This is a genomic window from Streptosporangium sp. 'caverna', assembly GCF_003203775.1.
Lineage (GTDB): Bacteria > Actinomycetota > Actinomycetes > Streptosporangiales > Streptosporangiaceae > Streptosporangium > Streptosporangium subroseum.
In genome coordinates, this window is sequence record NZ_CP029711.1 from 4205545 (window position 1) to 4226617 (window position 21073).

The 21073-nt window shown below is 70.0% G+C and carries 18 protein-coding genes; 5 read left to right on the top strand and 13 right to left on the bottom strand.

Annotated elements, in window-relative coordinates; genetic code table 11:
- Positions 1–29: 29 nt before the first annotated feature.
- The 6 genes from DKM19_RS18660 to DKM19_RS18685 form a co-directional block, all read right to left on the bottom strand.
- Positions 30–1346, bottom strand: coding sequence for a hypothetical protein (locus DKM19_RS18660; RefSeq protein WP_110696881.1), 1317 nt, complete (start codon positions 1344–1346; stop codon positions 30–32).
- A gap of 9 nt (positions 1347–1355) precedes the next feature.
- A complete protein-coding gene (locus DKM19_RS18665) occupies positions 1356–1730 on the bottom strand; it encodes a hypothetical protein (RefSeq protein WP_110696883.1) in 375 nt (124 codons plus the stop codon).
- A 34-nt stretch (positions 1731–1764) separates the two neighbouring features.
- A complete protein-coding gene (locus tag DKM19_RS18670) occupies positions 1765–2649 on the bottom strand; it encodes a copper resistance protein CopC (protein WP_162641589.1) in 885 nt (294 codons plus the stop codon).
- Between the two features lie 374 nt (positions 2650–3023).
- Positions 3024–4946, bottom strand: a complete 1923-nt coding sequence (locus DKM19_RS18675) for a Xaa-Pro dipeptidyl-peptidase (protein WP_110696886.1) — start codon at positions 4944–4946, stop codon at positions 3024–3026.
- A 362-nt stretch (positions 4947–5308) separates the two neighbouring features.
- A complete protein-coding gene (locus tag DKM19_RS18680) occupies positions 5309–6931 on the bottom strand; it encodes a cyclic nucleotide-binding domain-containing thioredoxin-disulfide reductase (protein ID WP_110696888.1) in 1623 nt (540 codons plus the stop codon).
- Between the two features lie 93 nt (positions 6932–7024).
- Positions 7025–7822 (bottom strand): alpha/beta fold hydrolase, encoded by a 798-nt coding sequence (locus tag DKM19_RS18685; protein WP_204358857.1) that lies wholly within the window; start codon positions 7820–7822, stop codon positions 7025–7027.
- A gap of 126 nt (positions 7823–7948) precedes the next feature.
- Between DKM19_RS18685 and DKM19_RS18690 the strand changes: the two genes are divergently transcribed.
- Entirely contained in the window at positions 7949–8164 is a 216-nt protein-coding gene (locus DKM19_RS18690) for a 2TM domain-containing protein (RefSeq protein WP_110696892.1), read from the top strand.
- Between the two features lie 113 nt (positions 8165–8277).
- Positions 8278–8784 carry a monooxygenase family protein gene (locus DKM19_RS18695; protein ID WP_110696894.1) on the top strand — a complete coding sequence of 169 codons (507 nt, stop codon included), beginning with the start codon at positions 8278–8280 and terminating at the stop codon, positions 8782–8784.
- Positions 8785–9186: 402 nt separating this feature from the next.
- On the opposite strand, the gene DKM19_RS18700 is transcribed toward DKM19_RS18695, so the two are convergent.
- Positions 9187–10707: an N-acetylmuramoyl-L-alanine amidase gene (locus tag DKM19_RS18700; RefSeq protein ID WP_110696896.1), complete on the bottom strand. Its 1521-nt coding sequence runs from the start codon at positions 10705–10707 to the stop codon at positions 9187–9189.
- A gap of 313 nt (positions 10708–11020) precedes the next feature.
- Here DKM19_RS18700 and DKM19_RS18705 point away from each other — a divergent pair, with 313 nt between their 5' ends.
- Positions 11021–13885, top strand: coding sequence for an AfsR/SARP family transcriptional regulator (locus tag DKM19_RS18705; protein ID WP_110696898.1), 2865 nt, complete (start codon positions 11021–11023; stop codon positions 13883–13885).
- 163 nt (positions 13886–14048) lie between these two features.
- Here DKM19_RS18705 and DKM19_RS18710 read toward each other — a convergent pair whose 3' ends face one another.
- The 6 genes from DKM19_RS18710 to DKM19_RS18735 all read right to left on the bottom strand — a co-directional run bounded on the left by DKM19_RS18710 (position 14049) and on the right by DKM19_RS18735 (position 19798).
- Positions 14049–14693: a DUF1345 domain-containing protein gene (locus tag DKM19_RS18710; RefSeq protein ID WP_162641590.1), complete on the bottom strand. Its 645-nt coding sequence runs from the start codon at positions 14691–14693 to the stop codon at positions 14049–14051.
- Between the two features lie 124 nt (positions 14694–14817).
- Entirely contained in the window at positions 14818–15873 is a 1056-nt protein-coding gene (locus DKM19_RS52970; protein WP_204358859.1) for a lytic polysaccharide monooxygenase, read from the bottom strand.
- A gap of 126 nt (positions 15874–15999) precedes the next feature.
- Positions 16000–16563: a TetR/AcrR family transcriptional regulator gene (locus DKM19_RS18720; RefSeq protein ID WP_110696902.1), complete on the bottom strand. Its 564-nt coding sequence runs from the start codon at positions 16561–16563 to the stop codon at positions 16000–16002.
- A gap of 34 nt (positions 16564–16597) precedes the next feature.
- Positions 16598–18097 carry an MFS transporter gene (locus tag DKM19_RS18725; RefSeq protein WP_110696904.1) on the bottom strand — a complete coding sequence of 500 codons (1500 nt, stop codon included), beginning with the start codon at positions 18095–18097 and terminating at the stop codon, positions 16598–16600.
- A gap of 182 nt (positions 18098–18279) precedes the next feature.
- On the bottom strand, positions 18280–19110 hold the full coding sequence (locus DKM19_RS18730) for an endonuclease/exonuclease/phosphatase family protein (RefSeq protein WP_110696906.1): 831 nt from the start codon (positions 19108–19110) through the stop codon (positions 18280–18282).
- A 205-nt stretch (positions 19111–19315) separates the two neighbouring features.
- Entirely contained in the window at positions 19316–19798 is a 483-nt protein-coding gene (locus DKM19_RS18735) for a DUF2867 domain-containing protein (RefSeq protein WP_110696908.1), read from the bottom strand.
- A 111-nt stretch (positions 19799–19909) separates the two neighbouring features.
- Between DKM19_RS18735 and DKM19_RS18740 the strand changes: the two genes are divergently transcribed.
- A complete protein-coding gene (locus tag DKM19_RS18740) occupies positions 19910–20482 on the top strand; it encodes a TetR/AcrR family transcriptional regulator (protein WP_110696910.1) in 573 nt (190 codons plus the stop codon).
- A 111-nt stretch (positions 20483–20593) separates the two neighbouring features.
- Positions 20594–21049 (top strand): S26 family signal peptidase, encoded by a 456-nt coding sequence (locus tag DKM19_RS18745; protein ID WP_239514317.1) that lies wholly within the window; start codon positions 20594–20596, stop codon positions 21047–21049.
- Positions 21050–21073: the final 24 nt, after the last annotated feature.

A 21073-nucleotide genomic window follows, 5' to 3' on the forward strand; every position in this document is an offset into this window, starting at 1 on the left:
CGTCCTGTCGAGGACTTCCGCTCCGTGGTTCAGCCGGCGAAGAGGAGGAGCAGGCCCGTCACGGTGTAGGCCACCATCAGCACCAGAAGGGGGATCTGCCCGAGGACGGCGGTCCGGCGCGGGAACAGGACCAGCGCGCGGTCGTGGGCGAGCACGGTGCCGAGCACGTGACCGATGACGATGACCGTCACCTGGAGTACGGCGATTCCGGCGGGGGTGGTGCCGGCTGCGTGGACGGTCCACCCGGCGGTGCCCAGCCAGTTGGCGCCGGTGTCCAGCGGATCGGAGAGCAGGGCGAGGGTCCGCTGTCCCTCGAGAAGGAAGAGCGAGTAGTAGTGGGCGATCACGTACCCGACGGCGATCGGCACGATCGTGTGGGCGAGCTCGCCCGCCGTCGTGCCGGGCTCCGCCGCGCCCCATCGGCCGGCCAGCGCGGTCGCGCCGCGGTACGCCGCGAGTACCAGGCCGATGACGACGACCAGGCCCGCCGTCCCCACGACCGGTGCCGGCAGCAGACTCTCCTGCACGAAGCGCACCCAGACCGGGGCGTTGGAGAGGCTGTCGTACATGGTGGATCCGAGGAGCACCACCACCAGCACCGTCAGCCCGGGCGCCGGGCGGAGCCCGGACATCCCGTCGAGTGAGTTACGCCAGGCCACGACGCCGTCGTCGCGTCTCTCCACCGGGGAGAGCCTGCCGACGAGGGAGCTGTAGACCTCGAACGCGTCCGCGTGGCCGAACCACCGCGATCCGAAGACCACCGCTCCCGCGAGCATGAGCAGGGCGTACGCCGCGAGCCAGATCGTGATGACGGGCAGGGTGGCCCGCTCGGGAGCGACGAGTTCCAGCCACACGAAGGCGAGGAGGCCGACCGCGGCGGGCCAGTGGCCGAGACCCTGCGGCAGCGGCCGAAGCCCGAGGCGGGGGTCACGTCCGAGCCCCTTACAGGCCAGCAGGTGCAGTGTCCGCAACGGGTTGAGGCCGCGCCACACCGGGCCGAACAGCAGCGACAGCGGCACCAGGCCGACCCAGAACAGGACGTAGAACACGCCCGCCGTGGGATTCTCGGCCCGGTCGGGACCGAAGATCAGACCCACGCAGAAGTACGCCGCGGCGACGAGCCCGGCGAGCCGCCAGAACCACGGCCACACCGGTGAGGACACGGCCCGCTGGACCACGGCGGGCAACGAGCCGCCGCGACGGAGGTCACCGCCCAGCCGCGGCTCGGTCCACAGCGCGCCGAGCGCCACGAACGACACCAGCAGTGCGAGGATCGCGCCGACCAGCGCGGCCGCGAGCGGGATCGGCAGATCCTGGCGACCGCCGATACCGTGAGCCAGTAGCATCCCGCGGGCCTAGCTCACCACGAGCTGGCACAGTTGCAGGCCCGTCTCATGGGTCTCGACCTCGAACAGCCCGTCCTGGTCCGCGACGAACTCGATCGTCGCCGGCGTGCCGGGCTTCAGGTCCGCCGCCTTGTCGTAGCCGTGCACGTGCGCCACGTCGGTCACGTCACCGGTCACCGTGATCCGCACCGTCTGGCCCTTGGCCACCTCGACCCGTCCCGGTGGCGGCGTCACCGTCTTGCCGGCGATGGTCACCGCGATCTCCTTGACCGTCGAGGCGCCGGGAGCGGCGCTCGACGAGCCACAGGCCGAGGCCATCAGCAGCGTCATACCGAGCGCCAGGACGGCGAGCAACGGGCGGAATCGGGCATGGGGGAACGTCATGGTTGTTCTCCTGGGGGGCGGTGGGTACGGCGGATCAACGTCGCTTGGAAGCCTTGTTGCGCGGTGCCGGGCGCGATGCGGTCGTGCGCCGGGCTGGCGGCGTTTTCGACGCATTCGTCGTCTTCGCCGTTTTCGCCCGCGGCCCGGTGGGAGCTCGCCGGGCCGCACCCTGGGAAGACGGCCGCCGCGCCGCCCGGACAACCATGATGCCCACACCGGCGACGAGGACCGCGGGCAGCAGCCACACCATCACGCCGGTGCCCGAGTCGGCCGACGCCGGCGGGGGAGTGGCCGGCGGCGCGGGCTGGGGTCCGGCCTGGGGGACGGAGGCGGACGGCGACGCGCTCTGAGGTGTGGCGTTCCCGAACGCCCTGGTCGGGGTGGGACCACCCTGACCGAGCGCGGCGAGCAGGGCGGGGTCGGGCTGGTCGGTGGGGGCCTCCCAGCCCTTGGGCGGTCCCGAGGTCTTGCCCGTGTACGTGAACCGGACCTCGCCCTGGACCTCTTCCCCGTCCGAGGCGACCGACTGGTAGCGCACGACGTACAGGCCCTTCTCGGGCCAGTGGGCGACCGGGATCTTCGCGGGGAACCCGGTGTGGAAGAGGTTGGGTTCCCAGACGCCGTTGATGAGCGTGTATTCCTGCACCGGCTCGTCGAGGCGCTTGGGCTGACCGTGCGACCAGCGCCGATCGACCCGGACACCGCTGGGCGCGGTGATCGTGAAGTACGCGTTCGGGGCGGGCTTCTCGGTGAAGTAGAGCGAGAGCGACTCCATCGGCGCGGACACCGTGCTGTCCTTGGCCGGGGTCGACAGCACGAGCTGGCCGTGCGCGGACGCGGGCGCCGCGAGGCCGGCCAACGCGATACCGCCGACAATGACCAGCACGAGCAACCGGTCCAGCCACCGACCCAACGCCATCTCTGCTCTCCGTGCGGTACGGCCCACCGGCCAAAAAACTAACCACGGAAGAATCCGGTCGGTGGGGACCAAGTCCCGTTGAGAGTAGCGACTTTTGCTTGTTTTGAACAGAACTAAGCGCCTGTGTCCCGTTATGGGGAGCGCTTTCCGGCTTATCTCGCCGTAGATTTGCCGCCGTCGCGGGAAAGGCCCGTATTCGCGGAGTCCCGCGCGCATGGAGTCCAGCGTGTGCGCAGTCTCGCATACGGGGGTGAGGCCATCGTTGTGAGCCTCGCCGCGCCGATCCGGGGAAGGCGTGAGCCCAGCGCCTGGGCTGGGCTCACGCCTTCGCGAGGTCGTGCGGGTCAATCGTCGTGCGGGTCAGCCGTTCCGGATCAGAAGAACTCGTTCTCCTCCGGCACCGGCAGGTTCAGCTGCTGCGGACCCTGCCACCTGGCCGTGTCCTTCGGCACGTCACGGCTGGTGAGAAGGGTGAGCGCCAGCGGGATCTGGACCCTGCTCTGGGACAGGTCGATGGTGACGTTCGCACCGGTGGCGGGCTCACCGCTGTAGGTCGAGTCGGTACCGGCGACCACGAGGCCCAGCCTGTGGCCCTTCTTGAAGATGTACTCCTGCGGCAGGGTCTCCCACTTGACCTGGCCGTACGTCCCCGGCGTGAGCGGTGAGGACGTGCTGAGCGACTGGCGGTTCTGCACGTCGATCCAGCCGCGGGCGACGATCTCCAGCGGGCGGGTCGCCAGATTGGTGACGGTCTTCTTGTAGCAGGCGTCGTCGGCGGCCGTGCTCTCGCCGTGGCAGCTCTCCTCGTCGAGAGTGGTGACGCCCTGGTTGCGCCGCCAGTCGACCCGGGTGTCCTCGCCGAAGTCGACGAGGAGCGCGGTCAGGTTCGAGGTGGGCTTGTCGAGCGCGACGCGCAGGTCGACCACGGGCGTGCCGGACAGGCGCAGGTCCAGCGGCAGCGCGCCGGTGGTGAAGGACGCCCTCCCCGGCTTGACCGTACCGACGTCGGCCACCATCGCGTCCTCGGACTGACGGACGTCGGTGAACGTGGCGGTCTGTCCCTTCCTGGCGGGGACGAGGCCGAACGAGCCGTCGGCCGCGGGGCGGAAGGGGATCTTCAGGGCGAGCGGTGCCGGCCAGTCGCGCTGGGTGATCCAGCTGTTGAGGCTGGTCTGCACGTCGGCGCGGGGCTCGCGCATGATCTCGTTCTTCACGCCGAGCAGCCAGTAGTCGAACCAGCCGTGCAGCGTGTCGACCCAGAGGTCGCGGCGTCCCTCGAAGTCGAAGGGGTCCACGTGCTGGTACTGCCCGACCCAGATCTTGCGGGGCACGTTCCTGTCGGCCAGGGCCTGCCACCACTTGGAGAAGTTGTCGGGCTTGACGTTGAGGTCGTTGACCGTGTGTACGGCGAAGACGCTGGCGTGCACCTTGGAGACGTCGGCCAGCGAGCCGGAGATGTAGTCACGCTCGGCCCAGAAGGCGTTGTAGTTGCCGGTGTCGTCGCCGTCCTCGGTGTCCATGCGCGCCCGTACGGCGGCGCACTTGGCATCGGGGTCGGTGTCGACGGTGTTTCCCAGCCGCGACATGTAGTTGAAGTTGTAGACCACGCCGTTGGAGCGCTGGTACTTGTACCAGGAACTGATCGCCGAGATCGGGACGATCGTCTCCAGCCCCTTCACGCCGGTCGCCGCGACGGCGTTGGCCAGCGTGCCGTCGTAGGACTTGCCGATCATCGCGGACTTGCCGGTGGTCCAGTCCGCGACCGCGGGCGTGCCGTCCTCGTGGTAGGCGGTGGCGCGGCCGTTCAGCCAGTCGATGACGGCCTTGCCACCCAGCACGTCGGCCGGTCCGCCGACGTCGGGGCAGCCCTCGGACTTGGTGGTGCCGAGCATGTCGACGTTGAGGACCGCGTAACCACGCGGTACGAAGTAGTTGTCATAGAACAGAGGGAATTTCGTGATATTTCCGTCTGCGTCGTAGACCTTCCGCTCGGCCTCGTTGCCACGACCGGAGTTGTCGTAGTACGGGCTCTCGTCGATGATCACCGGCACCTTGAGCTTGGGGCTCGACTCCTTGGGCCTGATGATGTCGACGCGGACCCGGTCCAGCTTCCCGTCGGAGTCACTGTCGACGGTCGACTCGACGTAGACGTGCTCGCGGACGGCGTCGGCATAGGAGAAGACCGGCTGGGTCCGCCCTTGCTTGACGGTGATGGAGGGTGCGGTGCTCGCGTGAGCCGGGGTGGCGCCCGCCGCGACAACGGCGAAGGCGATGAGGACTGCTCGTAACTTTGGCAAGCGGAGCCTCCAGAGTAGCTAGGGAAACATCCGTAATATTCACGAGTGTCCGTATCGCCGACAAGATCCTTTATGCGTTCGACATCACCCTGGTCCTGGTATGTGACATAGCGCTGGATCCCCGGCCCCGCCGGGGATCCCCGGCGCGGCCGGGGATCCCCGGCGCGGCCGGGGTCGTGTTCGCGCCGCGCACATCGGCAGGGGGTACGGAGGCACAGGCCTACGGCGTCCGGCGCGCCATGATCGCGATTGGGTCGTCTGTCTCAGGTTCCGGTGTCGGCGCTCTGCCGGCCGTCCGGTGCCCCGGGTCGGCTCCTCGAGTATCGACGGAGGCGAAGCCGCGGTGGCGACCGATCTGCGCGTCAGCCGCCGGCGAGTACCGCGTGGACGGAGGAGACCGCGCTCGCGCCGTCGCCGACGGCGGTGGCCACGCGTTTCGTCGAGCCCGAGCGGAGGTCGCCGACCGCGAAGACCCGGGGTGCGCTCGTCTGGAACGGAAGGGGTGTGCCGGACGATCCGGCGGGCAGCCGGCTGTCCGTGAGGACGAAGCCGTCGTCGGCCTTGGCCACGTCGGCAAGCCAGCCCGACACCGGGTCGGCGCCGACGAAGCAGAACAGTGCGTGGCAGGCCAGCCGGTCGTGCCGCCCGTCCGACCTCTCGACGACGATCGAGGTGAGAGTGTCGTCGCCGGCCAGCTCGCGGACCGTGCTGCCGGTGTGGACCTGGATCCGGGAGTGCGCACGGATTCGGTCGGTCAGGTAGGACGACATCCGAGTTCCGAGGTAGTGGCCGCGGATGATCAAATCCACCGTCGCGCCGCGGGCGGCGAGGGACAGGGCCGCCTGCCCGGCCGAGTTGGCGCCCCCGACGACCGTCACCGGCTGATTCTCACAACCTCGGACGTCCAGCTCGGTCGCCGCGTACCGGATGCAGCCGGCCTGCTCGAACGTCGCCCAGCGGGGGATGTCGAGACGCCGGTAGCGCGCCCCGGTAGCGGCGATCACCGCGCGGCACGGAATGCGCACGCCGTCCTCCAGCAGGACGACCGGCCGTCGATCGTCGGAGAGATCGAGGCCTGCCACCGCACAGGGCGAGTGGATCCGCACGCCGAACTTGAGCGCCTGGACCATCGCCAGACGGGTCAGGTCCGCGCCGCTGACCCCCTGGGGGAAGCCCAGGTAGTTCTCGATGCGTGCGCTCTTGGCGGCCTGGCCGCCGAGCCCGCTCTGGTCCAGGAGCACGGTGAGGAGGCCCTCGGACGCCCCGTACACGGCGGCGGCCAGACCCGCCGGGCCGGCGCCCACCACGACGAGATCGACCGGACGCCCGTCGGCCCGGTAGGTGAGGCCGAGTGCCTGCGCGACCGTTCCGGGCGTCGCGCGCCGCAGCACCGAACCGTGGACGATCGCCGCCGGAAGGTCGTCCACGGTGAGCCCGGCCGATGTCATCAGCGAGAGCCCGGGGTGCGAGGTCGCACTGCGCCAGGAGTGCGGCACGAGCATCTGCGTCACGTAGGTGCGCAGCTCGAGGGTCTCCGCGGTGTCCGGCCGGCCGATGATCTCCAGGGCGCTGCCGGCGGCCGAGCGGATGACCTCGCGCCGTTCCCGGAACGCCGCGAGCAACAGGTCGGCGATGTCGTCCTGTTCGGCGAGGACCCGGCGCAAATTCACCGCCCCGATGCGGACGACCGTGCCGGCGGACACCACCCGGGCGGTCAGGTAGACGTGCTGGCCGGTCAGCAGGTTGAGCTCGCCGAGGAAGTCTCCGGGACCCCCCTGGTAGACCAGCCGCTCCGGCTCGATCGCCGTCGCGTCCCGGACGATGTCCACCGTCGCCGTCATGAGCAGGAAGAAGTCGTAGAAGTCGTCGCCGGAGGCGTACAGATCCCGGCCGGTCTCGGCGTGCTCCACCTCGCCGTACTCGGCGAGCCGGTGGAACTGCTCGTCGTCCAGGACCGGTCCGCGCTGCGCCGCACCGTCGTTCACGTGGTTCCTCCGTCACACCGGGCCAGAATGGATCTTCCGCTGCAACACCGGTCGAGCGGAGCTCGGATGGGAAGCGGGAGCGGCGATCGGAGATCAGGGGCGAGCGGCGCGCCTGATCAGGTCGGCGGTCACGGCGGGCTGCGAGATCATCGCGACGTGTGAGGCGCCGACCTCGCGGACCTGAGACCCGGCCCGCTGCGCCATGAACCGCTGCGCCGCGGCGGGGAGTACCTGGTCGTTCCGGGCGATGAGGTAGTGGGAGGGAATGGTCTTCCACGCCGGGGCGCCGGACGGCTCCCCGAGCGTGCGCGTGTCGGCGGGCCGCTGACTCGCCTGCATCAGGTCGGTGGTCGTCTTCGGCACGTCGCCGGCGAAAACGCCGCGGAAGAACTCCTTCTTGATGTATCCGTCGACGAGGCTCTCGCCGTAGGGACGGAAGTCCAGCGCCGCCTCGCTGAGCTTGCTTCCCGGAAACTTCGTCTGCAGGCCCAGCAGCGACTCACCCTCGTCGGGGGCGAACGCGGCCACGTAGACCAGCGCTCTCACATTCGGGTTGCCGACCGCGGCGTTCGTGACGACGATCCCGCCGTAGGAATGCGCGGCGAGCACGATCGGGCCTTTGAGTGTGGCGAGGACACTGGCCAGGTAGGCGGAGTCGGAGGCCACGCCGCGCAGCGGGTTGGCCGGGGCGATGACCGGATAGCCCTCGCGGATGAGCCGGGCGGCGACGTCGTTCCAGCCGGAGGCGTCGGCGAACGCGCCGTGCACAAGGACCACGGTGGGTTTGGGCTCGGCTTCCGGCCGGGGGCGTGCCTGCGCCTCGGTCGTTCCCAGCAGGGCACTGGTCGCGACCGCGGCGGATCCGGCCAGCACCGCTCTACGAGTCGTCATCAATGTCAACCTTTCAACTTATGGCGTTCGCACCTCGATTGCGGGTTCAATGTAGAACCCAGGCACTTGACGATCACTGAACGAGCGGTTCCCTCATCGTCAAGTACGCCGATTTAGCCTGCGGGAATGAGATCGCCGAAAAGCGAAGGCGCCACGGAATGGGGCCTGCGCGCCCACTTGATCTTTTACGTCCTGGCCAATCTGGCCCAGGTCGTGGTGTGGCGGGTCTACGACCCGGAACACTTCTTCTGGCCCCTGTGGTCCATCGTCTTCTGGGGCATCGGGCTGGCCTTCCACGCCTGGGCGGTCTACTCGCCGCCCACATCGAATGCCAGGCGATAAGGCGCTTCCACGCTCGCCATGGCCTCCATGAAAGCGACGACACGCCCCCGCCGGCACATGACCTGCCTCCCACACACCAGCCCATGCGTAACCCGAGCCGTAAGGAGCGTTGGATGCCAACTCGAGTGAACCGGCAGACCGTCGACCTGTCCGCCTACCCCGACCTCATCGTCATGTACCTCGGCATGCGGGTGAACCGGCTGTACGGGGTCCGGACCTTCTTCGGCTTCGGCCGGAAGATCGGTGAGTCGGTCGCGGGCAAGCCGGACGGGCTGCTGCTGCACGAGCCCATCTACTATTCGTTCTTCCCGATGAACATGGGGATGCGCCAGTACTGGCGGGATCTGCCCTCGCTGCTCGCCTTTGCCCGGTCCGAACCGCATCGGCAGTGGTGGCTGGACTTCCTGCGGGACTCGGGCGGCACCGGTTTCTGGCACGAGACGTACTCGGTCAGGGGTGGCATGGAGGCCGTCTACGACGACGTGCCCAAGCCGCTCGGGTTCGGACGGTTCGCCGGGATCCAGCGCGCCCGTGGACCCATGTTCGGTTCCGCGGCCCGCCTGCGACGCTCCGACGACGGCAGCCCGGTCCTGAGCGAGACGGACCTCTACGAGTCCTAGCCGCGCGCGGGCCATCGCCGACGACCACAGGCGGATGTCCGCCCGGTGGCACGACGCGGGATGGTCGCGGTTCGCGACCGTGCCGGAATGCGGGGCGACGCGGTATGGCAGATACTTCGGCGAGATCGACCGCCGGTTCCCCTCATCGAAGCTGTGCTCGGCGTGCGGCACCGTCGCCACCTCGATGCCGTCGAACGTCCGGTCGCGGATGCGGGGGCATCCACGACCGGACCGTCAACGCTGCGATCGGTATCCTCGCCGCCGGGCAGGCGGAGAGGCCGAACGGCCGTGGAGCGCGGGTAAGACCGGGGCTCATTCCGGCACCGCGCGAAGGAGCGGTGACCCGCCCGAAGCCGCCTGCGCGGCAGACGGGAACCTCCGTCCTTCAGGACGGAGCGGATGTCACTCGGACACGCAGTATTCGAAGGGGCTGTTGTAGGTGGAGGAGCCGATCTTGCCTCCCCACTTGACGCACTTGTCGAGTGCGTAGGCGCGGACGGGGCCCGCGTAGTGGGCGACGTTGCCCGACTGGGTGACCCTCTTCTTCCCCTGCACCTCGAGGTAGGCGGTGGCGGCGGTGGCCGTGCCGAGGGACGTGGCCTTCATGGTGGCCACGCAGTTGTTGTCGTTGGCGGTGTTGTAGAGCAGGTAGACGGTGCCGGCGGAGCCCAGGGCCGCGCTGTCGACCATCTTGTAGCCGCTGCCGCAGACCTTCTGCGCGGTGTACGGGTTGCCGCCGCCGGTGACGTACTGCATGTATCGGGTCCAGTCCCACTTGGGCCCCGGGTCGGTGTGGTCGGCCCCGGGGACCTGGTGGTGCCCCACGATGTGGGTGCGGTCCTTGGGGATGCCGTACCGGTCGGCGATGCTGCGGGTCAGCGCGGCCGACGCGCGATACATCGGGTCGGTGAACCAGGAGGCGTTGTTGACGAAGCCCTCGTGCTCGATGCCGACCGACCGGCTGTTGTAGTTTCCGGCGTGCCAGGCCCGGTCCTTCTCGCGGACCATCTGGGTGACGGCGCCGTCGGAGGAACGGACGACGTAGTGGGCCGAGACCTGGGCGGCGGGGTTCTGGAACCAGGAGATCGTGCCCGCGTAGGAGCCCTGGGCCACGTGGATGACGATCCGGTCGATCTTGGCGCTGGACGGGCGCTTGGCGACGGTGTAGTTGGAGGACTTGGCCGCCACCCAGCGGGCCGACGGGAAGTCCACGGCCGCGGCCGCCATGGTCCCGTCCAGATCACGTGCCGCGGAGTAGGCGCCACGGTCGAGTTGCAGCATCCGCGACATCACGATCACGGTCTCACCGCTCGGGGTGACGGCGTGCACGCCCCCGGCCATCAGGTCGTAGACGGTGTCGGCGTACAACCGGGCCACCTCGGAGGTCGAGGCGTTGCCGTACTTGGCCACCGCCGCGTACCACTTCCCGGGATCCTTGCGGGCGGTGGCGTCCAGCCCGAGCTCGTCGGCGTAGGCGCGCAGCACCGCCGCGCCGCCCGCGATGTTGGCGGCGTCGCCGGTCTTCAATGTCGCGACCGGCTGTTTTGTCAGCGTCGCCGCGCGTTCCAGGGTGCGAACGCTGGGATTGCTGACCAGGTGCATGACCCCGTAGCCGCCACTCGCGCTGGGCGAGCCGCCGTGGCCGTCGAGATGGGTCTCGGCGTATCCGAGCGCGACCAGCAGGTCGCGGGGCACCTCGTAGGTCGCGGCGGCGCGGGTGAAGGCCTCGGCCAGGGGGCCCGCCGGGGCGGCGGTCCCGACCGGAGGGGTCGCCGGGGCGGCGGTCCTGGCCGGGGGAGTCGCCGGGGCGGTGCTCGTGGGCGGAGGAGTCGCCGGGGCTGTGCTCGCGGGCGGTCCCGTCAGGTTCGCAAGGGGGATGAGCGAGCCTGCCAGCAGCACGGCTAGACGGCGGAGTCGGGGCATTGAGGGTTCTCCTAGGAGGTGGGGTTCATTGCAGGGGCCGCCTCCGTCGTCGGCCGACGACGGAGGCGGCCCTCGTTGGTGTCAGTCGCGGTGCTCGAAGGCCGCGGTTTCGGCGGGCAAGCCCTTGACCGGCACCGTGCACTGTCTGTTGGATCTCTCCGAAGAGCTCTTACGGGAGTTAAGGCTGGGGTGGTTAAGGCTGGAGATAAGTCGCACATGGGACATCCAAAGTCGATACAAAGATCTATAAGGGTCAAATGACATAACCCGCATGAATGGTTGCAACGCCTCCTCGGGAGGAGTAAGCGCGGTCATGGTGGTTGATCAGCCCACATTCAGCCTGCTCGGTCCGCTGGACGTCCGGGTCTCGGGACGCCCTCTCCACCTCGGGGGCACCAAGCCCCGCATCCTGCTGGCCACCCTGCTGCTCGACGCGAACCAGGTGGTCACCGCGGACTTCCTCCTCGAGGTGCTCTGGCCACGACACCGTCCCCGGTCCGCCCACGCGAACCTCCGCACCTACGTGAGCTCGCTGCGCGGCGGTCTCAGGGCCGCGGGCGTCGATATCCGGGCGCATCCGCACGGTTACGCGATCGAGGTGCCGGTCGAGCAGCTCGACGTGCTGCTCTTCGAGGACCTGATCGCCGGAGCGCGGGCGGCGGGACGTACGGAGGAGGCCTTCGATCGGTTGTGCCGGGCTCTCGCGCTGTGGCGTGGCACCCCGCTGGCGGACCTGCCGAACAGCGTGCTCTGGGAGCGCCGCCTGCGGTCGCTCACGGAAGTACGGCTCGGCGCCGCCGAAGAGCTGATCGACCTGAGAATGGCCCGGGGCCAGTACGCCGGTGCGATCGGCGAGCTACGCGGGCTGCTGGCCGAACACCCCTTCCGGGAGGATCTCGCGCAACGCCTGATGCTCGCCCTGCACCGCGGCGGACGGCAGGCCGAGGCGCTTCACACCTATACCGTGCTCAGGCAGCGGCTGGTCGCCGAGCTCGGCGTCGAACCCGGCGCGGAACTGCGCCGGACGCACGCGGTCGTCCTGGCGGAGGAGCCGCCGCCGTCCGCCGCCCTTCACACCCCCCATCAGCTTCCCGCGGACGTTCCGGACTTCACCGGCCGGGCCGACGCGGTCGCCGCGCTCAAACAGGCGCTCTCGCCCCGGGAACGGCCGCCGGACGGGCCGCCCTCGATCGTCGTGGTGGCGGGGCCGCCGGGAGTGGGCAAGTCGGCGCTGGCCGTGCACTGCGCGCATGCCGTACGGGCCGACTATCCCGGCGGGCAGCTCTACCTGAACCTCGGCGGCACCGCCCGCGAGCCGGCCGACCCCGGAGAGTTGCTGGCCCAGGCGTTGCGGGCACTGGGAGCCGGCGAGAACGGCCTGCCGCACACCGTGCACGAACGATCCGCGCTGTACAGGTCCCTGCTGGCCGAGCGCCCGATGCTCGTGCTCCTCGACGACGCCGCCGGTGCCGCGCAGGTGCGCCCGCTGCTGCCGGGCAGCGGTTGCGCGGTGCTCGTGACGAGCCGGCGGCGGCTCACGGAGCTCCCCGGTGCGGTGCGCCTGGAGCTGGACGTGCTGCCCCGGGAAGAGGCGGAGGAGTTTCTCGGCAGGATCGTGGGCGTCGAGCGGCTGGCCGGGGATAGAGAGGCCGCCGCGGCGATCGTGCGCCACTGCGACTACCTGCCGCTGGCCGTCAGGATCGCCGGAGCGCGGCTGGCCGGAAGGCCGGACTGGTCGCCGCGCGTGCTGCGGCAGCGGCTGGACGACGAGTCGGGCAGGCTGGGCGAGCTGTGCGCGGGAGATCTGGGGGTGCGGGTCAGCTTCGACCGGAGCTACCGGCTGCTGCCCGCCGACGCCGCCCTGACCTTCCGCGTGCTCGGTCTCCTCGGTCCGGACTCCCTCCCCGGCTGGGTGGTCGACGCGGTGCTGGACCGGCACAGGGCCGACGACGTGATGGACATCCTGGTCGACGCGAACCTGTTGCGGCTCGCCGGGACCGACCCGATCGGCCAGTCCCGCTTCCGGCTGCACGACCTGCTCCGCTGCGCGGCCAGGGAGAAGGCCGGCGGTGAACCCGAACGGCATGCGCTCACCAGGGTGCTCGGAGCGTGGATGGCCATCGCCGAGAACGCCACGGCGCGGCTGCCGACCACGGTCTTCGGCATGACGTCGGAGAAGGCCGTCCGCTGGAATCTGGCGGGCGACACCGTCGGGCGGCTGACCGCCGACCCGCTGTCGTGGTTCGACATCGAGCACGACACGCTGGTGGGCGCCGTACGCCTGGCCGCCGACGCGGGACTGGCCCAGGCGGCCTGGGGCCTCGCCGCGGCCTTCGTCCCCTACTTCGACCTGCGATGCCACTTCGACGCGTGGCAGCACACGCACCGGATCGCCCTGGCCGCCGCCCGTCTCGCCGAGGACCTCGACGGCGAGGCGGCCATGCTTCGCGGCCTGGCTCAGGTCTGCCTCTACCAGGACCGTTACGCCGAGTCGGCGAGGATGTTCCGGCGATCTCGCGCGATCTTCCGCGAGCTGGGCGACACGCGGGGCGAGGCGACCTCGATCTGCGGGCTGGGGGCGGTGAACCAGTTCTGCGGTGGGTATCCGGTGGCCCTCGAATATTTCCGCAAGGCCCTCGCGATGTTCCTCGCCATAGGCGATCAGGGCGGCGAGGCGTACGCGCGGCAGGCGATCGGGCGGGTCTGCCTGGAGTCGGGGGACCCGGCCCAGGCCTCGAAGTGGCTCGGCCAGGCGCTCCGCCTGGCCAGGGAGCTGGGCGACCCCCACCGGGAGGGGGCGGTGTCCATGCAGTTCGGGCGGCTGCACGATCTGGCCGCCGACGCGGACCAGGCGATGCGCTTCCAGGGGCACGCGCTGGACATCTTCGAGAGCCTCGGAGACCGTCACTGCGGGGCCTACGCCATGCGGGGCCTGGGCAGGCTCCAGATGGTCCGCGGTGACAGGTCGGACGCCTCCGCCCAGCTGGAGCGATCTCTGACGATCTTCCAGCAGCTCGGCGACCGGAGCGGGGAGGCCGCCGCGATCCAGACGCTCGGCGAGCTGCACCGATCCGCCGGCCGCGCCCACCTGGCCAGGGACTGCCTGCGCCACGCCCGCATGCTACGGCGCGAGCTGCGCGGAGGCGCCGACCTCGCGGTGAGACCCACGACCGGCTGAATGAGTAAGTCCTCAGTTGTCGGGAGGGTGGAACCGGCGAAGGGCGCTTCCGGCGGCGGCGCTACCGCTACACCGTATCGGTCCGGGCCGGTGGGGCGTCCATGTGGCGCAGAGCACCGTCAGCCACGCTGTCGCCCTGCCGGACGCGCGACTGACGGCTCCTTCACGAGCCCGCGATGTAGGAGGTCACGATCGTGATGGCGACGGCGAGAATGAGGGTGTTAAAGATGAACGCGAATATGCCGTGTGCGAGGACCTGGCCCCGCATCCGGCTCTGGGTTACCGTGACGTCGGTGGTGCCGAACGTCGTGCCGACCGAGACGGCGAAGTAGAGGAAGTCGACCAGTCCGGGCTCGTCGTCGCCTGGGAACGTTATCCCGCCTGTCTCGGCGTACGTACGCAGGTATGCGATGACGAAGCCGATCTGCAGGGTCAGCCAGGAGGTGACCACCGCCAGGGCGCAGACCGTGAGCACCAGGATCGGCGAGGTGCCGAAGTCCCGGGCCTGCGGCATCGCCCAGACGGTCGCGAGCAGAGCGAAGAAGGCGGCACTCTGGGCGAGCTGCTCCGGCTTCAGGACCAAGCCGCTGCCGCGGAACTCCCGTCTGCCCGGCGCGAGCGCTATCGCCCGCAGGGTCGACGGTTCGCGTCCACGGAGAGTGAACCAGGTGAGCAGCAGGTAGACCACCGCGAAGATGTCCCAAGCGGCAAGGGATTGCACCAGCCTGCCGCCCGGAACCAGCAGGCAGAGGAACACCGGCGGCACGGCCAGGAGCTGTCGAGACGACTCGCGATACCACCAGCGCATGATCAACACTCTAGTGGAGCCCTGACGGGTACGGCCCCGCCGTCCGGCGCATTCCGGGCGTTGCCCGCAGCATGCGCGCCGGCCCGCCGGAACGGCCGGCGGGCGGGCGCGGATCATCAGATGATCAGGTGGAGCGGCAGGTCACCGCGGGCGCGGTGCCGGGTGTGCCGGAAACGAGGAGGCCGAACGTCGTCGCGGCCCCGGCGCCGAGCGAGCCGTTGTACGCGACGTTGCGGGCCGTCACGGCGGATCCGCTGCTCGTCACCGTCGCATTCCACGACGAGTTGATCGTCTGCCCGCCGGCGAACGTCCAGGTGACCGTCCAGCCGGAGATCGCGGCCGAGCCGGCGGCGACGCTGACCTCGGCCTGGAAGCCGCCGCCCCACGAGGACGCGACCCGGTAGGTGGCCGAGCAGCCCTGGCCGGGGCTGGGCGTGGGAGTCGGGGTCGGGGTCGGCGTGGGAGTGGGAGTGGGCGTCGGTGTGGGGGTCGGAGTCGGCGTGGGGGTGGGTGAGGGGTTCGAGCCCGTGAAGTTCACGTCACTGCAGAAGTAGTACGACTGGTCCAGGTGACTGGCCTGCCAGACCGTGTACACGATGTGGTGGCCGGAGCGGCCCGGGGCGTTCACCTCGACGGGAGTCGTGGCGCCCGTGGGAACGCGGCCCGTCTGGCCGACCAGTTCCAGATCGCTCCAGCGCAGAGGCTGCGTCTTGGGGTTGAAGCCCTGTTTGGTCGCGTACACGCGAATGTAGTCCGCGCCGTGCAGGGCCTGGTCGAGGAGGTTCAGCGTGAAGCGGGCGGGTTTGTCGACCGTCTTCCACGCCCCGGGGACGTCCATCGCCGCGTAGCGGCCGTCCCAGGTGTTGCCGGCGCTGCAGAGTTGTCCGTCGGGGATGGCCGCCTGGTGGTTGCCGGCCACGCCTTCGCGGTACAGGCCGTTCCAGTTCCACATGGCCTGCGGATCGTCCTGCCAGGCCTGCCAGCACATGGGGTCCTGGGTGGCCATCTGCGGGTTCTGGAAGTCACTGCCCCAGCGCTGCCAGCAGCCGTAGTTGCGGGATGGGGGGTCGCTCACCGAACCGTGCGCCTGCGCGGGCACGACCAGCGCGGTGATGAGCAGCAACATGGCGCCTGCGGCCGCGAGCGAACTTCGGAGCAAGGTGCGGGGGAGCGTCTGCACGGGTCTCCTCCTGGGATTCAGGGTGCTTCGGGGCCCCCACCATCTCCGAACCACCGGTCGGTAACAACGGTGACGCACGGTCGAGGGCGGGTGAGCTGGGCGTTCGCCGTCAGGAGGATGAAAGGTTCACATTTCGTGGCCCTTGACCCCGAGGAGATCCTGGAGGAGGGACAGGAGTTCGGAGGTGGTCGCTCCGGCGAGGTGCTCGAAGGCTCCGGCGTGACGGCTGAGGATGACGCCGATGAAGGCGGCGACGAGCAGCTCGGCGCGGAGATCCGCCTGCTCGTCGCCTTCGCGGGCCAGGCGCTCGCGCAGCGGTGTGACCATGCGGCGCTGGAGTTCCGCGCGGGCGGCGGCCTGGGCCTCGGCGTCGCCGTAGGGCCGGATGCCGGCCTGGATGACCGGGCCGGGACCATGGCGGTCCATACGGTCGAGCAGCGTGGTCAGCCGATCGGGGTCGAGAAGGTCGGCGGGCCTGTCCGCCTCGGCGCGGAGGACCGCGATGAAGAGCTGAGCCTTCCCGCCGAAGTATCGGGCGATCATCGTGGGGTCGACGCCGGCGCGTTCGCCGATCTCACGGGCCGAGGTCCGGTCGAACCCGCGATCGGCGAACAGTTCGCCCGCCGCGCTCAACAGCCGGTCGCGGCTGGCCGCCGAGTCGCGGCGCCGAGGAGTCGTTTCCTTGGTCATGAGCCCATCCTCGTGCCTGGTGACGCGTCGTCGTTCACGTTGGGCACCGTGCGGACGATGCTCTTGATCTGTCGGGGCCGGCCCCCGTCTCCTCTTCCCGGACGGCGTGCACGGGCTCCTCCGGGACGGAGTGTGCGGACGTACGGGTTCGCAGGCGAGGCAGCACGAGGGTCACGGCGGCGGTGAGGACCCAGACACCGCAGGAGATGAGCCCGGCGACCGTGTAACCGTCCCCCTCGGGGAGGGCCCGGCCGGGCGCGGTGTGGGCTTGGAGCACCACGGCGCTCAGCGCGCTGCCGACGGCGAAACCGATGTAGCGGAGCACCTGGTTGAAGCTCAGGGCGCTTCCGGTCTCGTGGGCGGGCACCGAACCGACGATGAACCCGGGAAGAACGGCGAGGATGCAGCCGACCCCGAGCCCGGCGATCCCCATGATGACGATGATCTCCCACAGGTTGCCGCGCGCGTAGGTGAACATCAGCATGCTGAGCACCATCACTCCCGATCCGATGGGCGGTACGGCACCGGCCGAGACACGCCGGACCAGGGCGGGCGCGATTTTTGAGGCGGCGAGGCTGGCGGCGGAGAACGGCAGCAGGACCAGCCCGGCCACGGTGGTGGAGGCGCCGAGCCCGTAGCCGCTGCTGAGCGGTGTCTGGACGAACCTCGTCATCAGTGAGACCAGAAGGTAGAACCCGACCCCGGTCAGCAGCACGGTCACGTCCGCGGTGAACACCGTCCGCAGGCGCAACAACCGCACCTCGACGAGCGGATGCGTACGGCGCAGCTCCAGCAGGACCCAGCCGGCGAGCCCGGCGAGTGACAGGACGCCGACGACGACCAGTCGGGCAGAGGCCCACCCCCAGCTCCCGCCCTCGCTGATGGCGAGCAGCAGACCGGCCAGCGCCGCGCCCAGCAGGACCGCGCCGGAGGCGTCGAGGCGCCGGTGCGGGTGGTGAGCCGAGGACGGGATCACGAGCGTCGCGACGACAAAGGCCAGGGCGCTCACCGCCGCGCCGAACCAGAACGCCGCGTGCAGACCGCCGTACTGGGCGATCAGCCCGGTGATCGGATAGCCGAGGCCGATTCCGGCGGCGGTGGTGATCGACAGCGTCGCCACCGCCGGACGGGCCCGTTCCACCGGGAGCGCGTCGCGGGCCACGGCCATGCTCAGCGGGATGAGCCCGAGGCCGACCCCCTGAAGGCCGCGTCCCGTCAGGAGAGAGGCGAACCCCAGCGGAAGAGCCGCCAGCACTCCGCCGACGGTGACGATCCCGAGGCCGGTCAGGATCACCGCCCGGCGGTGCGGCCCGTCGCCGAGACGGCCCATCAGCGGTGTGGCCACCGCGCTGACCAGGAACGAGATGGTCAGAGACCACTGCGCGTCGCTCAGGGAGACGTTGTTGGCGGCGGCGACCGCCGGGATGAGCGGCGCCCCCAGACTGCTGATGACGGCGACCACCATCCCGACGAACACCAAGCTCGGGACGAGAATGCGCCCGGACGCCGCCCGGACCCGGTGGTGCCTGATCATGTCTGTCCCTCTAAGTCTACGGCTGATGTCTACGTACGATGACACACCTCACTTCGCAGGTCAAAACACATACAAATGCTGACATTTCGGACAGAATTGGATTCTCGGCCGCGCTCAACGGTCCGGGTAAGGGCATGATCGAGCGCCGGCCCGGTGGAGGGGGGGGACGGCACGAGTCGTGATCACTCGTGGTCGGCCCGCGTGGCCAGGTCGGCGAGCACGGCGGCATGGTCGGAGGGCCACACGCCGTCGACGGGCCGGTCACCTGCGCGGCGTACGGAGCGGATGTGGCCGAGGCCGCCGGGGCCGGGCGGGCCGACGTGAATGTAGTCGATGCGTCCGGGCGGCTCGTGGATCTGCGCGGCATGGGGATTGGCGGGATCCCAGGTGGCCGCAGGCGCAGCCGGGTCGGCGTACTCCCAGGCGTCCAGCAGGACCTGGCCGGGGACGGCGGGGGCGGTCCTGTACCCGCCCAGCAGCCGCATCTCGTCGGAGTCGGGCAGGGCGTTGTAGTCGCCGGTGACCACGACCGGGAAGGCGGTGCCGTCCTGGTGGGCGGCGATGAAACGGGCCAAGGCCGTGACCTGGGCGCAACGGACCGCGGATTCGTGCGGAGCGGAGTTGAGGTGTGTGGTGAAGAACGCGACCGGCCGCGTGGGGGCGTCCACGAGGGTGTGCAGGGCCTGGTGGCCGTCGTCGCGGCCGCCCGCGGCGGGCAGTCGCAGCGTGGCGCTGTCGATGATCGGCCACCGGCTGAGGACGGCGTCGCCGACGTCGGCCGTCGTGTCGCCGAGGCGGTCGTGCCAGCGGCCGGGCCGATCGGAGGCCGTCCAGGCCCAGTGCATGCCAAGCCGGTCGGCGAGCCATCCGGCCAGGTTCTCCTGGCCTTCGGCCCAGACCTCCTGCAGCCCGATGAGATCGCAGTCGAGCTCTCCCAAGGTTGCCGCGATCGCCTGCCGCCGTGCCTGCCAGGGGCCGAACCGCCACCACACGTTCCAGGTCAGTACTCGCATCACCCGGTCACCCGCTTGCCGTCCACCCGCCGGCGCCGGCGAGCCGAGGGCGAGTGGTACGCATGGTGAGAGAACGCCACACGGCAAGGGTGGCGGCCAGGGGCCGGCCCGTCCGCCACGGCGCGGAAAGTCCTTCTCGCTCCTGTCGCCACGCCTGCCTCGGCGGCCCGCTGAACGATTCGATCTTCGCGTCGGTGAAGGCGGCTCATTCCGTGAACTGTGCGATCTTCGCCGCGGCGTCGCGGAGCACCCCGGGTACCAGCCGGCGATGGATGGCGGACAAGGGAGGCCACACGCCATGGCCCAGACGCCGGTCATAGCGCAGGAAGGTCCCCAGCGACACTCGCCCATCGGTTGCCTGTACGAGAAGATTGCCGGTCAGAAACCAGGAGGCGGCCTCGAGCCGGATCCAGTCTTCGCCACGTTCGCCGATCCGCCATCCGGCCACGGTGTCCGGCGATCGTCCTCGGCTGAGTCGGAGGCCGAGGAGACCGCGCCAGATCAGCTGCTCCGCGGCGGTGGGGACGTGGCCGAACATCGCCCGAGCCCACTGCTCCGGTGTCGCGTCCGCGTTCGTGGAGAGGGTGAAGCGGTCGGCGTAGTCGATGTCAGGCAACGAGCTGAGCGCTCGGACGGATTCGGGGATGTTGCGCGTCCCCACGGCACTGTCAATGAAGCCGATGGTCATCTCGCTGTCTCCGTTCATGTGTACGCCCCCGTATAAACTGAGGCTAGCCCGTTTGTACGGAGGCGTATATACGGGGGCGTATAAACGGTGGAGAAGTGAGGTGGACATATCGTGGGCGCAACTCGCACACCGCGTGACAGGTGGATCGAGGAGGGGCTGCGGGCATTGGCTGCCGACGGCCCGGATGCCGTCCGCGTCGAGACGCTGGCGAAGAGGCTCGGTGTCACGAAAGGCGGGTTCTACGGGTTTTTCGCCGACCGAGACGCGCTGCTGAAGGCGATGCTGGACGCCTGGGAGCGGGAGAGCACCGACGAGGTGCTCGAACGCATCGAGCGCGAGGGCGGCGACCCGAGGGCCAAAATCCGACGCGCGGGCGTGCTCACCTTCTCCAGCGACCGCCTGCTGCCCATCGACCTCGCGATCCGGGACTGGGCCCGGCGCGACGAGGCGGTCGCCGAGCGTCTGCGACGGGTGGACAACCGGCGCATGGGACTGCTGCGTGAGATGATCGGCACCTTCTGCTCCGATGCCGACGAGGTCGAGGCCCGCAGCATGCTCGCCTTCTGCCTGGCGATCGGCGAGCACTTCCTCGCCGCTGACCACGGCGACCGCACCCGAGCCCAGGTCCTTTCCCGCGCCGCCGACCTGCTGCTCAACCGCCCCCGCAAAGACCGTAGCCACTGACCACCCCGGCCGGACGGCCCACCGGGACCGTTTGACAGATGTCACGTCAATGGAGATCGTTTCCCGGGAGTGGACCAACCCTCGGACCTGTGGCGGAAGGGTGCGGCGAAGTTGATCTTTCGTGGGCTGCTTGCCGGTGTTCTCGTGCTGGTCGTGGGAGCCCTCTGGGCCCGCAGGCGCTATGTGGTGATCACCGTTGAGGGGACGAGCATGGCGCCGACGCTGGCCGACGGTGACCGCGTCCTGGTGCGGCGGCGTCGGATCGACCGGCTGAGCCGGGGCGATGTCGTCGTGCTCGAACCCCCTCTCGATCCCGGCGGTCGATACGCGCCCGGACCCGCCGCCGCGGACGGCGGGCGCTGGAACATCAAAAGGGTCGCCGCGCTCCCCGGTGACCCGGTTCCGCTGGGGATCGCCGCCGGTGACGGCGTGTCACGTGTCCCCTCCGGGATGCTGGTGGTCCTCGGGGACAACAGGGACAGCGTCGACTCCCGGCAGCGGGGATTCTTTCCCGCCGACCGGCTGCTGGGCGTCGCGCTGCGGCAACTGGGCGGGCCGGCACTGTAGCCATGGGCGAAGGGGCAGGTGAGG

Bases quoted from the DNA above. Each gene is read 5' to 3' on its own strand.
- DKM19_RS18735 (WP_110696908.1), bottom strand. From the start codon at position 19,798: ATGACCATCGGCTTCATTGACAGTGCCGTGGGGACGCGCAACATCCCC.
- DKM19_RS18700 (WP_110696896.1), bottom strand. From the start codon at position 10,707: ATGCCCCGACTCCGCCGTCTAGCCGTGCTGCTGGCAGGCTCGCTCATC.
- DKM19_RS18730 (WP_110696906.1), bottom strand. From the start codon at position 19,110: ATGCGAGTACTGACCTGGAACGTGTGGTGGCGGTTCGGCCCCTGGCAG.
- DKM19_RS18670 (WP_162641589.1), bottom strand. From the start codon at position 2,649: ATGGCGTTGGGTCGGTGGCTGGACCGGTTGCTCGTGCTGGTCATTGTC.
- DKM19_RS18690 (WP_110696892.1), top strand. From the start codon at position 7,949: ATGAGATCGCCGAAAAGCGAAGGCGCCACGGAATGGGGCCTGCGCGCC.
- DKM19_RS18660 (WP_110696881.1), bottom strand. From the start codon at position 1,346: ATGCTACTGGCTCACGGTATCGGCGGTCGCCAGGATCTGCCGATCCCG.
- DKM19_RS18720 (WP_110696902.1), bottom strand. From the start codon at position 16,563: ATGACCAAGGAAACGACTCCTCGGCGCCGCGACTCGGCGGCCAGCCGC.
- DKM19_RS18695 (WP_110696894.1), top strand. From the start codon at position 8,278: ATGCCAACTCGAGTGAACCGGCAGACCGTCGACCTGTCCGCCTACCCC.
- DKM19_RS18725 (WP_110696904.1), bottom strand. From the start codon at position 18,097: ATGATCAGGCACCACCGGGTCCGGGCGGCGTCCGGGCGCATTCTCGTC.
- DKM19_RS18685 (WP_204358857.1), bottom strand. From the start codon at position 7,822: ATGACGACTCGTAGAGCGGTGCTGGCCGGATCCGCCGCGGTCGCGACC.
- DKM19_RS18665 (WP_110696883.1), bottom strand. From the start codon at position 1,730: ATGACGTTCCCCCATGCCCGATTCCGCCCGTTGCTCGCCGTCCTGGCG.
- DKM19_RS18705 (WP_110696898.1), top strand. From the start codon at position 11,021: ATGGTGGTTGATCAGCCCACATTCAGCCTGCTCGGTCCGCTGGACGTC.
- DKM19_RS18710 (WP_162641590.1), bottom strand. From the start codon at position 14,693: ATGCGCTGGTGGTATCGCGAGTCGTCTCGACAGCTCCTGGCCGTGCCG.